We start from the raw sequence: 14,646 nt of genomic DNA on the forward strand, positions 1-14,646 counted from the left end.
TTTGGTTTAAGGAATTTTTGGGCAATGCAATCGATGAAAAATAGTCAAAAAATGTGAGATGTTTTATAAGATAATAGTTTGTGGGACAAAGAATGAAAACGAAATTTAGAATGAAAGTCCTCTACCTTTGCCTTTGTATTTCGACCAATCCGTAAACTCATCCTTGAACCCGTTATAGACTTCTTCGGTTTTCTTGCCCCTACTGCCCAATAAGGAGCTAACGGCATAAACGCCTTTTCTGAGCAGTCTGTTTTGTTGGATATTCGAATGCCTCGCTGATGCCATTTTCACACTTTCGCGAAGTCCGTTATCCATATGGTGTTGCACTATTTCCCGGTGCAGGTTCGGGTACCCTTTTTCAGCGGTTAGCATAAAGGCGACCTTGTCGTACAGTCCCCTTTCCATCAAATGTCCCGCCCATAGGTTTTCGAGATTGTTCCTTCCATCTGCTATTAGTTCATTAATGATAGGTTGTTGTCCTTTTAATGTTTCGCTTAAATCAGGAATTGAACTCAAATACTGGTTCGTTCTTTTCGGCAAGGGGCAACTTGTTGTATTGTCCGTATAAATGGATTTGATCTCGAACCCTTTCTCTCCATTTACAAAATAGAACCCCTTGGCATTGAACAGGGAGATATAATCCTTCGCCGATTTTTCGAAAGGCGCATGCATACGTTCGGCATTCTTTATATACGAACCCAAAGCGATACTTTCATATTGCTTTTTGTAAACGGTATTCATTTTTCCATATAGTTTCGGAAAAATCATAGGCAAGAATATAGCCGTTGCAGTCAGCTTAGGACTGTTATCGGAAGACTGCTCCGACAGCATATCCAACATCAAATGGTTTTGACGCACGAATCCCGTGGATACATGTTTTTCCATATGCTCGGGGAAGGACAAGTCTCCCAGAGTAACGGGAACCGTATGCTTGTTCGATTTGGTAAAGGACAATTTGTTGTCATAGTACTTTACGCCCAAAGCTTGGAACAAAAGACGAACACTCCCCTGTTTCGTGCCAACATTGAAAATGTCCTTTTTCAATACCTTGCCGATAAGTTTGAATATGTTCTCTAAGATTTCTTTTTCCTTTTTGGTCTCAATTTCATACAATCTGTCCCTGACCATGGGAAAGATATTTTCTACCGCTTTCCTGAAATCCGTCCTTTGATTTCTTGGGATGTAGCGTTCCAAGAAATTATGAGCTTTGGAGGCCGTCAAGATTGGAACGATATCCCCGAAGTTGGTTTTCAGAATATGTTCCGAAAGCAGTCCTTGCTGTTTCGGGGATTTAAGATAGGATGTTGTAAAAGCGTCTTTTATAAGTTTTTGGATTTCCAATTTGACCTGTTTGCTTTCCATATCGACTTGGGTGGGTTCGTGCCCTTTACCAAAAATGTCTAAACGATTCTGCATCCGAACGTTCTTGCCAAGCTCCCTTGCCCTGAAAACATAGCGCGATCTGTCAAAGATAGTGTACCCCTCGATAACATCTCCTTTTTTGTCCAGTTTGATATCAATGTGCTGATATTCCTTTAGCACGGCTTCCAGGTCATGCGGACGGATGGTCTGGAAAAGGTCGTAAGTGGTCTCTATTTGTTTCAAGAGCCGTTTACGGTACATCGGCAACAGCTTCGATTTGGAATGGATATCGAATACCTTTTGAAGTTTTGGGCCGCTCAAATTTCGGTGTACGGCGGAACCATTGATTAATCGTGTTTTATACCCATTTTGGTTATTCAGCCCATATGCGACCCCTATTCTTCCCGTTTCACTTTTGGTCTGTCTTACTTCAATATGATACCGTTTTACCAATCGTGCAAGTTCATCAAAACTGCGCACCCTGTATTTTTGGTTGATGCTGTTCAGGACATCCTGTAGATAGTACTTCGTTCCTTTTTCGGCTTCCATTCCAAACTGTTTTTCCGGTAATCGGTATATCGGTAGTTGGCTTGTCTGTTTTTTGGTCGGTGCAGGTGTAAGTCCGTACTTTTTTTCGAGGTGTTTCCGTATCGCCATACTTCTTTTGTGGCTATTGTAGATTCCGAGTACTTTTCCGTCTTCCTTTACTGTGGTGGTTACAATATGGACATGCTCGTGCTTGGTATCGTTGTGGCGCACCACTACAAAGGGCTGATTTCCAAAGCCCATATTTTCCATATACTCCTCGGAGATTTTATAGAAGGTCCTATCGTCCAAATGTTCGCCATGGGGAAGGTTCAAACTTATATGGGCATACCGGTTCTTGGTGGCGTTGCGCTGTCCCTGAAAATAAAGCACGCTCCCGAAAAATTTTGGCGATATGTTTCGTGAAAATGTGTTTCCGTAGCCGAGTATTCGCATACCTTCCTTTCCGAAAACATAGTTCAATGTTCCGGTACAGGTTTGGCCGTAAATGATCTTTGCTATCATACCGTTTGTTCTGTCATGACAATCTCTAAAAGTGCATGTAGCAATCTGTTCGTCTTTTGTATTTCATTTTGCAGATTACTGTTCGGGTTTCTCAGGTTTTTGTGGTGTGCGATTTTGACTAATTGGTTAATGTTGTTGCCTATTCTGTTGATGTGGTAAGCAAGGTTCGAGGTATCGGGGAGCCTATCTTTTTCTTCGGCCTCCTGCTGCAAAACTAATCTCCTCAGGAGTGGACTTATAACGCCCCTTTGCGAAATATCGAGATTATAGGATTCACAGATTTTTCGCAATCTTTCAAATTCGGAATCGTTGAAACGCAGCATTATGTTATGGAATCTCTTCTTGTTTCCCAATCGTTTCCGACCTCTTTTTTGTTTTTCCATTTTCGTTGCTTTTTAAGCAAAACACTTCGCCAGAAGTAGACAATTCTAAGTTACTTAGAATGCACCTCGCTATCCGTTTCACGGATAAATATAAGTAATCAATTATGAATTTAACTATCTATTAATCAATTGTTTAAGTCGTTAATTCATATCGAACCATATCAATATAAATGGGTACAGGCATGAAATTAAAATGGTCTAATATGGTGTTTAAAAAATGGGAAGAATTACGGCAGTGTTCAAGTTTTTTGTGGGTAGGGAGAAAAAAGGGCAAGCGGCATTTTGCCGCTTGTGCTTTTGCGCGGCCGCGAGGGGGTCTTGCAAAACCGGAACGGAAAGACGAGCGAAAGCGGGCGGACGAAGGTCGCCCGCTCGGGAGGATCGGAGTGGAATTTTTGCAAGACTTCCGCAGTGGCTTGGGAATATATGGCTGAATAAAAAAGTTAAAAAGAGTACTACCTCCTTAGTTAAAATCTTTACTCGGTATCTTTGGTCAATCTTAAAATCTAGACCTACGACAAACAAAAAAACTTATAGCCATTGATAAGTATTAGCGACAAAATGTTCATTACAAAAGATATCAATGCAGCTACTATAGCCTATTTTAAAAAGATAGTGCTACGTAAATTATTGATGAGTTTTTCCTTTGAACCACAATCAAATAATGAAGCTATTACCGGCCTCTTCAAAAGCATCAATCATTATGGATTTGACTTGCCCAACGAGTATGAATTAGACCCTTCTGGAATGTTATGGCAGTTCAAAAATAACCTTGAAAAGGCCGAGCTAACCGCTCTATACTTTTGGGGCTTGAACCAAAAATACATGTACTATTTCAAGAATTTTACAGATGAAAGTGACACCTATTCGGAAAAGAAATTCGACGAGGAATTTGGCAGGTTTCTTGCCTATAAAATCTATGACCCAAATGCTAGTGGATTGGAGGAGGATACTATGGAAGAACTCAAAGTACTCTTATGTTGTAATTTCGCTAGTGAATTTGATTTATCGGTTATAGATGAATTTACATCAGAAGAGATAGTAGAGGTTATTGATATCTACTGTTCATCATCGAATAATTTTGTACCAGTTCTCTAGTTAAGAATTGTACTTACGTGTTAACGGAGTGTTTTTATGTGGAATGTTCATAACTAGGATTAAGCTGTAAGCCCACTTTCTAAAAGTTCTAATTGCTCCCTATGCTTTTCAGGATTAGCTTCTTTTAGCTTTTGTAGATTTTGTAATTTCCATTGTACCGCAGGATAGTCTTCAAAATTGTACGCGTTCCAATTTGGGGTGTTGTTTTCAAAACTCAATAGAAATTCTTTATCAGAATCAGTAAGGTTTTCATGAATGGTTTTAAGAAGTAAATTTCGTGTTGTTTCAAAATCTTCATAGGCAAACACTTCTTCACTCATACCTTCAAATTGATTCGCCATAACTGAACGTTGGTCAAGCAAATTTGGAGCAAGCATTTCATGTAGTGGTCTATTGCTACTTAACAGACCAAAGAGGAATCCTGTTCTGACTTCCTCAGTAAATCCCTCGTTTTCTAAAAGATATTTGACATCGAAAAAATCTCTTGGATGCTGACGATCCAAAGCAGCACAAATTTTGCCTCCATAAAGTTGACCAATAGGGACGATAGCAATTTCACAAAAAGCATCGAATGCTTCCTGCGCCTTTTCACATAAGGTCATTTTAATCGATGGCGTAATAGTCCCGCGCATTGCCTGATTGACTTCGAGTTTTATTTGAGCTTGTATATTGGAAATTTGCAATTTAAGTTCAGCTTGTTTGTGTACAACCTTGGCGTTTGGGACGACCGTTTCAATAGTTGCTTTAATTCTTTCCAAGGCCCCCGTTATATCTTTAAAAGATGTTTCCCTATCCTCAAGCGGAACGTAGGTTAAATCAATATCTACGGACAACCTAGGCATTTCACGAACGAACAGGTTAATGGCCGTTCCTCCATGGAGGGCAAAGCATGTTTCCTGTGCAACTTCCGGAAGTACACTCAATAATAATGAAACTTGTGATTTATAATTCGCCATTTGCAAATTCGGTAGGAACGGTTATTTTATATTTTGAATTGTAAACACCATTTTTTACGACACTTCGTTTACCACTTCCCAAATCTATTTTTTCGAGGTTTATATGTTGAACCCAACTATGACCAGCCTTTTCTGCCAGATATAGAAAGAGGCGTTTTACCTTTATGGAGGAACAGTTTTCCAATAGATTTTGAACAAGATTGGGTCTTAGATTATTTAACCCTTCCATTAATTGGTAACACTCTAAAAGTTCTTGATTTTTGGGTGTTAAAAATAGGCACTCTAGCATTGCCCTCGCAGCACTGGAAACTTTTATGGTGAATGTTTTTAGCTCCACTTCCGTAAGTCCTATTTCTGCTGGTAGAAAAGAAGAACTATAATAGTCTAGGGTTACGCCCCAATCATGCTTTAAGCACCAAGTGGGCAGCTTTTCGTTTTTTCCACCGAACAGTGTAACCTTTTTTTGGGAAAGTTCTAAATAATGTGATTTTCCGAGTAATGAGAAAGCGGTCTTCCCTGCTGGATGTACAAATAGCCCTGCTTGATTTTGAAGGGCATAGATAGCCCCTTCGTAACCGACATCATCGCCCGAGCGTATCATGGCTCCTGTACCTATTGAAGTAAACCAGTCACTGCTACGATATCTTTTTTGCAGATCAAGGCTATATCCTTGCCCTACTAACCAAGAAGATAGGTAAACGATTCCCGAAGGATTCGCGCCCAATAATTGGTTTATTTTTAATTTACTATCGGTACTCACGGTACCAATTTACGTAATTTTTTAAACTTTATATGGATTTGGTTTATAATTTATTTCCTTTCGGTACTATAAGTACCGAAAAACACAAAATATCAAACTATCCTTAGGTGTCTAAAACCTCTGACTTCGAGTAATGGAAAGCAAAGCATTATGTACGATTTTGGGCGGTTAGTACCTACGTATCAGAGAAAAATTATTGATTAGGAATAAAATATTATGGAAAGCTGGTCTAACTAAAAGCCTAAACCCTTGCCCCTTTTCTTTTTGACACTTTTTTCAACGGTTTTATCCTGTCTTTTATTTTTGGAAAGTTTGGCTTCATCAATAAACTGCTGCATACCCAAGTGCATGGGATTTGAGGGCATAATTTTCTCCTGATTTTCAAGCATAGGGGATTTGAGATTCAACTCCTCTGCCAATCGATAACCCAAGTTAAAGGCATGCTTAAATTTTTCGTCAACTTTGATTTCTTCTTCCATTTTTAAAAAGTTTCTCGGGCGTGTTTCTCGATGTATGCTATAATAGAATCCCTATCGTAAAGGATAATCTTCTTTTGGGGTTGGGAAAACCTAATTTTTCCTTCATCCCTTAGTCTCTGAAGGGTAGTCGTAGATTTTATTCTAAGGATAGACATTGCTTCTTCCCCATCAATCCATTTTTCGGGCTTATCCTGCCTTTTGGATTCAACATGTTCAATGACCTTTTTAAACAAGGCATAAAAAGCTTCCTCTTGTAGACAGACGACTTGCATGGTAATTAACTGGTATGATTATTTATTGTTTCAAGATATGACTTTTTTAGTCTTGATTAAAATCTTGATTATAAAACCCTCGAATGTTTATAAATAGTTTATAAATGGAGAAATAAAAAAGCCCCCACATCCGTGAGGGCTTTATTTTACTGGCGGTCTGGACGGGACTCGAACCCGCGACCCCCTGCGTGACAGGCAGGTATTCTAACCAACTGAACTACCAGACCGTGGCGTTTAGCGTGTGCAAATATACATTGCTTATTCAATTGCACAAACATTTTCTTTTAAAATATTACCTTCTATAGAAATTTGGAGCGTTCAACCAAAAAGGTATTCAGTATCGTAGAAAAATCCCTTATTATATCGACTTCTACATATTTGATTCGGTATTGGGCACATTTCAACTTTATGGCGGTGAAATATTCCTGTACACCCTTCTCATAGGCTTCTTTAATAGTATCGGCATAAAGATCCAAATGTTCGCCCGTTTCAACATCCAAAAATCGTTTGGGCGTATTGTCGAAATCGAAGTGATATTCTAGTTCCTTGTCCATCAAATGGAAGAGTACCACCTCATGCTTGTTATACTTTAAATGCCTAAGGGCCTCGAACAATTCTTCATCTTCTTTTTCCGTCTGAAGCATATCGGTAAAGAGAAATATGAGACTTCTTCTTTTTATTTTTTCGGCTATCTGATGGATATAGGTATAGGTTCTTGTTTCCTTGCCGCCCGTTTGTTCGCTCCCAATTTCATTTAATTTTGACAAAAGCATTTGAAAATGCCGCTCACTCCCTTTTTCAGGGGTGTAATAGTGGTAATCATCGGAGAACACGCTCAGGCCCACGGCGTCGCGTTGTTTTTTTAATACGTTCATTAAGGCCGCAATGGCCAATATTCCAAAACCGATTTTATTCAGGTTTCCCAAGGTCTGGGTCTTGACCTGCGGATAGAACATGGAGGCCGAGTTGTCCAAAATCATATGGCACCTAAGATTGGTCTCTTCCTCGTAGCGTTTGGTATATAACTTATCCGTTTTAGCGTACAATTTCCAATCGATATGCTTGGTACTTTCGCCGTTGTTGTAGATTTTATGTTCCGCAAACTCCGCAGAAAAACCATGAAAGGGGCTTTTATGGATACCACTGATGAATCCTTCTACGACCTGATTGGCCAATAGCTCCAGATTAGGAAATAAGGTGGCGTTGTTTAATTCTTTGCGTATTTCCATAGCCTAAAGATAACATAAAAAAAGTCCAGCGTTCTTCACTGGACTTTCCTTTATAATTATATGGGTAACGGCCTATAAAAGCGCATCAATAGCGTCCGTATATACCTTTTTGGGTGAAACACCTACTTGTCTACTTACGATTTCCCCGTCCTTGAAAACCAAGACCGTTGGGATATTTCTAACTCCATATTTTGCGGCGAATTCCTGATTGGCATCAACATCCACTTTTCCAACTATGGCCTTGCCCTCGTATTCGTTACTTACTTCGTCAATGATTGGCCCTACCATTCTACAAGGTCCGCACCATGCGGCCCAAAAGTCGACTACTACGGGTTTATCGCTTTTTAAAACTACTTCGTCAAAAGTAGCATCTGTTATTTCTAATGCCATGATTATTACATTTTATTGATTATGCAAAGTTAGTCAAATATTCAACGCTTTCCTTACGCTATTGGTATTCGTTTTGGTTATTTAAAGATTGATGTAATCTATGCCAATTTACTCATTTGCCTCGGCTTCTGGGTAAATGGCAATGTTATGGGTTCTGACCCCAATTGGGGTTGATTCTTCCAATTTGGTCAATTGTACCTGCATGCTCCTAGAAGGGATTATAGGCATATGGCATTGTATACAGTCATTGTTATTTGCTGTCATTTTTGATTGCGAAATAGAACATGTGATTGTATTTGGTTGATGGCACTCGATGCATTTACTGTTGAAATAGCCTGATTGTCCTCTTTGGTTTCTATGGGGGTCATGACAGGTCATACAGTCCATCTGTTCAGATTGGGTAAAACATTTGCTACTGATGAGCAATCCAAACTGGTTTCCGTGAACGTCCAAAGACGTGCTTGGTCTAAGTGAGTTAAAGTTTTTAGAAAACTTGGATAGCGTATCCCCAGGTAAGAATTTAAAGGGGTTTTGAATTTGATTGCTTCTGAGTCCGGAGTGGCATGAGGCGCAAACATCAAGTCTTTGCTGCCTTGACAGGGAAGCCAAGGCTATGAGCGTGGTATCTTTTTGTGTTCCTATACCTTTCCTTTGAAAAATTACGTGTTTTTCCGATGGGCCATGGCATTTTTCACAGTCAACGCCCAAAACCATTCTGGACATATCGTACATGTTGGAGTTTAGGTTCTCATTGTTGCTTTTGGCAAAAGTGACATGACATTTTAAGCATTGGTCGTTTACGGGCCTCAATGGTACCAACGTATTTGCATAATTTGGGCTATTGATCCAAGTATCAGTAGGTACAAAATAGGATGCTTGCAATTGATGTAAACCATCAGGTTGATCAGTCAAATAGGTTTGTCCCTTAAGTCCCGAGCCTATGGTGATGTCCATGCTCCAATCAAATTGTTTCCGGTCTCCATAATTTAATCGGGCAACCTGAAACGGATTTCCATTTTTATCCACTATGGTAATATCGGCATCCATTAATCGCACCGCATTTTTCCCTTCTTCAAAACTTCCATGGATATTGTCCAAAGTGGTGAATTCCGAAGTGTTATAATGTGCCGTTTGTAAGTGGGTTTCATAAATATCCCCGTGGCATTCCATGCAGGATTCAGATCCTACGTACCCTTCACCGTTGTAATGGTAGGCAATCACTTTTACATCAGTGTACTGCTCCGATGGTCCGGAAAGATAATCGTATAGTTTTACCGAAATAAAACCGAGCAATATTAAACCAAGGCCGACAAATATCTTTTTCTTCAATGGAAATGGTCTTATGGCTAGTTAAGTTTAAAATGTACCTGTTGCTCCTCCAGTCGTTGTAATAATTCACTGGAAATCTGTACTTTTTGTTTTCTGCTGCTCAATCGCACCTTGATCTGTTCCTGCATTTCATACACCACAAAGCTCAAAGGGTGTTCCCCTTTGTGGGAAACCAAGGTATCCTTGAGTTGGTGTACCTGCGCTTCTTCCAATTCATCGATGTTCAGCCTAATGGTCAATTTTTTGGCAAAGGATTCCATGACATCCTGTAACAGCATAAAACTGTTGAACTGCATTCGTGGCTCTCCCTTGAGTCCGGTTTCCCTGTTTACCCATCCTTCCCGCACGAACAATTTTACATAGGCGAAGGAGTTTAGCATGAGGAAGTGCCTAAACTTGAGGTATTCTTCCCCAAAAATTCGAAACTCAAAGGAGTCCGTATAATCTTCCATGGTAAAGGAGGCCCATCCCTTTCCGTTTTTGGAAACCCTGTGTTGTACATCCGTAATGACCCCCGCAAAGGTGAGTTCCCTATTGATATAATTTTGAAGGTCGCTACAATGGGAAAGACTGGCATTGCAGAAAGCTTTGATTTCCGTTTTAAAATCATCCAGTGGATGGCCGGAAATATAGATGCCCACTACCTCCTTTTCCCTTCTTAATTTTTCCATGGTACCCCATTCCTCGCAGGGAGGAACGATGGGCTCGGGTATGGAGACTTCACTGGCATCGCCAAAAAGGCTCACTTGTGCCGAATTTTGGTTCTCCTGGAATTTTGCCCCGTACTTGATGACTTTTTCCAAAAAGGTGATTCCGTCTCCGTCGTTATGAAAGTATTGTGCCCTGTGGGAATTCCCCAAGGAATCGAATCCCCCGGCGAGTGCCAAGTTTTCAAAGGCTTTTTTGTTTGCTGCCCTTAGGTCGATGCGCTTGGCCATATCAAAAACCGATTTATACGGACCATTTTCCTTTCGTTCCTCAACGATTGCCTCTACGGCACCTTTTCCTACTCCTTTTATGGCCCCCATTCCAAACCGGACCGCTCCGTCCTTGTTCACTGCGAATTTGTAATACGATTCGTTAACATCCGGTCCTAGAACATCCAGCCCCATGCGCTTACATTCCTCCATGAAAAAGGTGACCTGCTTAATGTCGTTCATATTGTTACTGAGCACCGCGGCCATGTATTCGGCAGGATAGTGGGCCTTGCAATAGGCCGTTTGATAGGCTATCCATGCGTAACACGTAGAGTGACTTTTATTAAAGGCGTATGCGGCAAAGGCTTCCCAGTCCTTCCATATTTTTTCCAGTTTGTCCTCCGGATGGCCTTTGGCAGAGGCTTGTTGGATGAATTTGGGCTTCATTTTGTCGAGCACGTACTTTTGTTTTTTCCCCATGGCCTTTCGCAGTACATCCGCTTCGCCTTTGGTGAAATCCGCCAATTTTTGGGACAGGAGCATTACCTGCTCTTGATATACCGTAATACCATAGGTTTCGGCGAGATATTCCTCGCAAGCCTCCAAATCGTACACGATTTCCTCCGTACCGTGCTTTCTGGCGATAAAGCTGGGAATATATTCCATAGGACCCGGACGATACAAGGCATTCATGGCGATAAGATCGGCGAACACGGTAGGTTTTAACGCCCGCATATGTTTTTGCATCCCGGGCGATTCGTACTGGAACACCCCAATGGTCTCCCCACGTTGAAAAAGCTGGTAGGTCTTTTCATCGTCCAACGGGAAATTTTCAGGATCCAATTCAATGCCATGTTTGGCCTTGACAATCTTGACGGTGTCCTTGATAAGGGTCAAGGTTTTTAGACCCAAAAAGTCCATTTTCAGAAGTCCGGCACTCTCCACAACGGAGTTATCGAACTGGGTACAGTACATGTCGGAATCCTTCGCCAAGGCCACTGGTACGAATTTGGTGATATCGTCAGGTGTAATGATGACCCCACAGGCATGGATTCCTGTATTTCGTACGGAACCCTCCAAAACATAGGCCTGGTTCAAGGTTTCGGATTCCAATCCGTCCCCTTCTGAAATGGCCAACAGTTCGTTGATTTTGACCATGTCGTCACTGTTGAACTTGCTTCTGAGGATTTTCTCATCGACCCCCATAATTTTTTTCAACTTGGACATGTTGGGAATCAGTTTCGCCATTCGGTCGGCATCGCCCAGAGGAAGGTCCAAGGCTCGTGCCGTATCACGGATGGAAGATTTGGCGGCCATCGTACCATAGGTAATAATTTGCGCCACCTGGTTTGATCCGTATTTGTCGATCACGTAGTCCATAACTCTGCTACGGCCTTCATCATCAAAGTCGATATCGATATCGGGCATGGAGATACGGTCCGGATTGAGGAAACGCTCAAATAGCAAGTCGTATTCGATAGGGTCGAGATTGGTTATCCAAAGGCAATAGGCCACCGCAGAACCTGCGGCAGATCCCCGGCCAGGCCCCACCGAAACACCCATTTCACGTGCCGCCCTTATGAAATCCTCCACGATCAAAAAGTAACCTGGATACCCCGTTTTTTCAATGACCTTCAACTCGAAATCAAGGCGCTCGTCAATTTCAGGGGTTATTTCCCCGTAACGTTTTTTGGCACCTTCATAGGTGATGTGACGTAGGTACTTATTTTCACCGCGTTTGCCCCCGTCGAGTTTATCCTCTTCAAATTGGAATTCTTCGGGGATATTAAATGCGGGTAACAAGACATCCCTTGCCAAGGTAAAGGTCTCTACTTTGTCAACGATTTCCTGAATGTTGATGATGGCTTCTGGGATGTCCTTGAAAAGCTCCTTCATTTCATCCGAGGACTTGAAATAATACTCCTGATTGGGTAACCCATAACGATAGCCACGACCCCTACCAATGGGCGTGGATTGTTTTTCGCCGTCCTTTACACAAAGCAAAATATCATGGGCATGGGCGTTTTCCTTCTTTTCGTAATAGGTGTTGTTGGTGGCCACCAACTTAATTTGGTGCTTTTGTGCAAACTGGATCAAGACTTGGTTGACACGGTCCTCGTCTTCCTGTCCGTGGCGCATGATTTCAATATACAGGTCGTCGCCAAAGGTTTCCTTCCACCATAACAGAGCTTCCTCGGCTTGGTTTTCACCTACATTTAAAACTTTGCTCGGCACCTCGCCATACAGGTTTCCCGTTAGGACAATGATGTCATCCTTGTATTGTTCGATGATTTTTTTATCGATCCTAGGTACGTAATATTTACCGTCCACAAAGGCAATGGAGGACATTTTGGCCAAATTTAGATAGCCGTTCTTGTTTTTCGCCAACATTACGATTTGGTACCCATTGTCCTTTAGGGTCTTATTGGTATGGTCCTCGCACACCTGAAACTCACAACCCACAATGGGCGTAATTTCCTGCTCTGGTTCCGGTAATGTTTCCAAGGGTTCCTGACCTTCTTCCAAGGTGCCTTTTTTGGTTGCCTCGTAACGCTTTCTGTTTTCTTCGTTCCTGGCCGCAACCCCGGTGTTATGGTTGATGATGCCGTTTACAAAGTGAAAGGCGCCCATCATGTTGGCATGGTCCGTTATGGCGACCGCCGGCATTTTTGCCTTGGCCGTCGCCGTAATGAGGTCAGGTACGCTGATGGTGGATTGTAATATGGAAAACTGGGTATGATTGTGAAGATGGGCAAAAGCCGCCGTCTCCAAGTTGGCCAGGTTTTCCTTTATTTCTTCCTTGGTGATACCGCCCGTATCCTTTTCCCAGAGGGCATCGGCAATTTTTTTGGATGCTTTTTTTAGGTTGATATGCTTTAGACCGATGAGCTGAATCTCCTGCGGATTGGCTTCGGAGAAATTCCTGAAATAATCGGGCTGCACGTCCAATTGCTCGGCCGTGTATTGTCTGAGCCGGACCAACTCCAAAAAGCATCGGGTGGTAGCTTCAACATCCGCGGTTGCGTTATGCGCTTCGGCGAAAGGCTCCTTGAACAAAAATTCATGCAGTTCCGTTAGGGTTGGGAGCTTAAATTTCCCCCCGCGCCCTCCCGGGATTTGGCAAAGCTCCGCAGTATGTTCCGTACAGGTGTCCAAGACCGGAAGTTCCTGCAAGGGGTTTTCAACGCCCATCCGGTGGAATTCCGCTCCCATGATATTGACATCGAACCCAACGTTCTGTCCCACGATGAACTTGGTCTTGGACATGGCCTCATTGAATTTTTCCAATACCTTGGCCAACGGAACTCCCTCCTGTTCTGCCAAGGCGGTGGAAATACCATGTATTTTCTCGGCATCATAAGGAATATTGAAACCTTCGGGCTTTACCAGGTAATCTTGCTGGTCCAACAAGTTGCCCATGGCATCGTGCAATTGCCAAGCTATCTGGATGCATCTAGGCCAGTTGTCCGTATCTGTTATGGGTGCGTCCCAGCGTTTGGGTAGTCCAGTGGTTTCGGTGTCGAAAATTAAGTACATATACTACTTTTAATTCCGAAGGAATCGGAAAATTTGGACAATCAGTTTTGTTTAAATTAAATGAGGACCTATCTCATCTTATAAATCTCAAAAAATACAAAAATCAAATTCCAATAAAAACAACAAGGTATCCAATGTTTGGAATTTGGAGTATGTACTTTAAAAAAGATCAAGGATAAAAATACTGAAAAGTGACGGCAGGGGGAAAGGGAGTTGTGAGGAGTTATCAACTAAAAAAAGCGGACGTTTTAACGTCCGCTTTTTCAGCAAATTTAATACAATGTTTAGGAGACTGCCTCTTCATATACTTTGGCGTTTCTTAATGCCATTTGAATTTCGTCCCTATGCTTTTTTAGCATGTTCTCTGTAGATGGCGCCAATACCATTTCATCATCTTTTAGAATCTCGTTATATTCTTCAAGACTCGCTTTTTCACCACGTTCCACTTCTTCTAAAATTTTTTCCGTTTCGTTACTCGTAAAGGTGGTATTCAAGTTCATCCATGTTCTGTGCAAATCGCCTTTAATGCTTCCGCCCTTATCTGGCAGTTCACCATAGGCTTGGATTTCTTTTTTCAACTCATGGCCAAAATTGTAGCGCTGCTGCACTTTATCGGCCAAGAATTTTTTCACGGTCTGGTTATCCACCTTTTCCTGTGCCAGTTTATATCCCTTTTCTGCGTCGTACGTTTTAGTCAACAAATCATTTAACCTGTTAGAAATTTTTTCTGAATACTTCATAATCTATCTTATCATTTAAATTTATAACGGTTATTGTTTTTCAATAACTTCATGACATAAGATACAGGAATATCTTGGAAAACCAAGTGTTTAAGGGGGTTTTGCATAGATTTAACTTGCTAACTTAAAAGCTCTTAAAGGTTT

12 protein-coding genes and 1 tRNA gene are annotated in these 14,646 nt (G+C 41.6%); 1 reads left to right on the forward strand and 12 read right to left on the reverse strand.

Annotated features, from left to right (window positions below; genetic code table 11):
- Positions 1-105: 105 nt before the first annotated feature.
- Together ACZ41C_RS09590 and ACZ41C_RS09595 are read right to left on the reverse strand one after the other, a co-directional pair.
- Positions 106-2,412, reverse strand: coding sequence for a relaxase/mobilization nuclease domain-containing protein (locus ACZ41C_RS09590; RefSeq protein WP_464560992.1), 2,307 nt, complete (start codon positions 2,410-2,412; stop codon positions 106-108).
- Positions 2,409-2,795, reverse strand: a complete 387-nt coding sequence (locus ACZ41C_RS09595; RefSeq protein ID WP_260573246.1) for a hypothetical protein — start codon at positions 2,793-2,795, stop codon at positions 2,409-2,411. The genes ACZ41C_RS09590 and ACZ41C_RS09595 overlap by 4 nt, the downstream gene beginning before the upstream one ends.
- Before the next feature lie 561 nt (positions 2,796-3,356).
- On the opposite strand from ACZ41C_RS09595, the gene ACZ41C_RS09600 reads away from it, so the two are divergent.
- The gene (locus ACZ41C_RS09600; protein WP_464560994.1) at positions 3,357-3,893 is read left to right on the forward strand and encodes a hypothetical protein; all 537 of its coding nucleotides are present in this window, start codon (positions 3,357-3,359) and stop codon (positions 3,891-3,893) included.
- Positions 3,894-3,952: 59 nt separating this feature from the next.
- Here the strand turns inward: ACZ41C_RS09600 and ACZ41C_RS09605 are convergent, their stop codons facing one another.
- The 10 genes from ACZ41C_RS09605 to ACZ41C_RS09650 form a co-directional block, all read right to left on the reverse strand.
- Positions 3,953-4,849 (reverse strand): nucleotidyl transferase AbiEii/AbiGii toxin family protein, encoded by an 897-nt coding sequence (locus ACZ41C_RS09605; protein ID WP_260573250.1) that lies wholly within the window; start codon positions 4,847-4,849, stop codon positions 3,953-3,955.
- Complete coding sequence (locus ACZ41C_RS09610) at positions 4,836-5,609, reverse strand: type IV toxin-antitoxin system AbiEi family antitoxin (protein ID WP_464560997.1); 774 nt, start codon at positions 5,607-5,609, stop codon at positions 4,836-4,838. The genes ACZ41C_RS09605 and ACZ41C_RS09610 overlap by 14 nt, the downstream gene beginning before the upstream one ends.
- A 233-nt stretch (positions 5,610-5,842) precedes the next feature.
- Positions 5,843-6,088 carry a hypothetical protein gene (locus ACZ41C_RS09615; protein WP_260573253.1) on the reverse strand — a complete coding sequence of 82 codons (246 nt, stop codon included), beginning with the start codon at positions 6,086-6,088 and terminating at the stop codon, positions 5,843-5,845.
- 2 nt (positions 6,089-6,090) lie between these two features.
- Positions 6,091-6,360, reverse strand: a complete 270-nt coding sequence (locus ACZ41C_RS09620) for a helix-turn-helix domain-containing protein (RefSeq protein WP_094996317.1) — start codon at positions 6,358-6,360, stop codon at positions 6,091-6,093.
- A 150-nt stretch (positions 6,361-6,510) separates the two neighbouring features.
- Positions 6,511-6,587: transfer RNA gene (locus ACZ41C_RS09625), tRNA-Asp, on the reverse strand.
- 72 nt (positions 6,588-6,659) lie between these two features.
- Positions 6,660-7,589 carry a DUF58 domain-containing protein gene (locus ACZ41C_RS09630; protein WP_464560999.1) on the reverse strand — a complete coding sequence of 310 codons (930 nt, stop codon included), beginning with the start codon at positions 7,587-7,589 and terminating at the stop codon, positions 6,660-6,662.
- Between the two features lie 72 nt (positions 7,590-7,661).
- A complete protein-coding gene (gene trxA / locus ACZ41C_RS09635) occupies positions 7,662-7,979 on the reverse strand; it encodes a thioredoxin (RefSeq protein ID WP_138257780.1) in 318 nt (105 codons plus the stop codon).
- Positions 7,980-8,087: 108 nt separating this feature from the next.
- Positions 8,088-9,308, reverse strand: a complete 1,221-nt coding sequence (locus ACZ41C_RS09640) for a multiheme c-type cytochrome (protein WP_464561001.1) — start codon at positions 9,306-9,308, stop codon at positions 8,088-8,090.
- Between the two features lie 17 nt (positions 9,309-9,325).
- Positions 9,326-13,762, reverse strand: coding sequence for a DNA polymerase III subunit alpha (gene dnaE, locus ACZ41C_RS09645; protein ID WP_464561003.1), 4,437 nt, complete (start codon positions 13,760-13,762; stop codon positions 9,326-9,328).
- Between the two features lie 284 nt (positions 13,763-14,046).
- On the reverse strand, positions 14,047-14,502 hold the full coding sequence (locus tag ACZ41C_RS09650) for a ferritin-like domain-containing protein (protein ID WP_464561005.1): 456 nt from the start codon (positions 14,500-14,502) through the stop codon (positions 14,047-14,049).
- Positions 14,503-14,646: the final 144 nt, after the last annotated feature.

The sequence above is a fragment of the Maribacter sp. C-4077 genome (assembly GCF_055378385.1).

Excerpts from the sequence above, each read along its gene's own strand:
- ACZ41C_RS09650 (WP_464561005.1), bottom strand. The coding sequence starts at position 14,502 with ATGAAGTATTCAGAAAAAATTTCTAACAGGTTAAATGATTTGTTGACT.
- ACZ41C_RS09620 (WP_094996317.1), bottom strand. The coding sequence starts at position 6,360 with ATGCAAGTCGTCTGTCTACAAGAGGAAGCTTTTTATGCCTTGTTTAAA.
- ACZ41C_RS09605 (WP_260573250.1), bottom strand. The coding sequence starts at position 4,849 with ATGGCGAATTATAAATCACAAGTTTCATTATTATTGAGTGTACTTCCG.
- trxA (WP_138257780.1), bottom strand. The coding sequence starts at position 7,979 with ATGGCATTAGAAATAACAGATGCTACTTTTGACGAAGTAGTTTTAAAA.
- ACZ41C_RS09600 (WP_464560994.1), top strand. The coding sequence starts at position 3,357 with ATGTTCATTACAAAAGATATCAATGCAGCTACTATAGCCTATTTTAAA.
- ACZ41C_RS09590 (WP_464560992.1), bottom strand. The coding sequence starts at position 2,412 with ATGATAGCAAAGATCATTTACGGCCAAACCTGTACCGGAACATTGAAC.
- ACZ41C_RS09595 (WP_260573246.1), bottom strand. The coding sequence starts at position 2,795 with ATGGAAAAACAAAAAAGAGGTCGGAAACGATTGGGAAACAAGAAGAGA.
- ACZ41C_RS09630 (WP_464560999.1), bottom strand. The coding sequence starts at position 7,589 with ATGGAAATACGCAAAGAATTAAACAACGCCACCTTATTTCCTAATCTG.
- ACZ41C_RS09615 (WP_260573253.1), bottom strand. The coding sequence starts at position 6,088 with ATGGAAGAAGAAATCAAAGTTGACGAAAAATTTAAGCATGCCTTTAAC.
- dnaE (WP_464561003.1), bottom strand. The coding sequence starts at position 13,762 with ATGTACTTAATTTTCGACACCGAAACCACTGGACTACCCAAACGCTGG.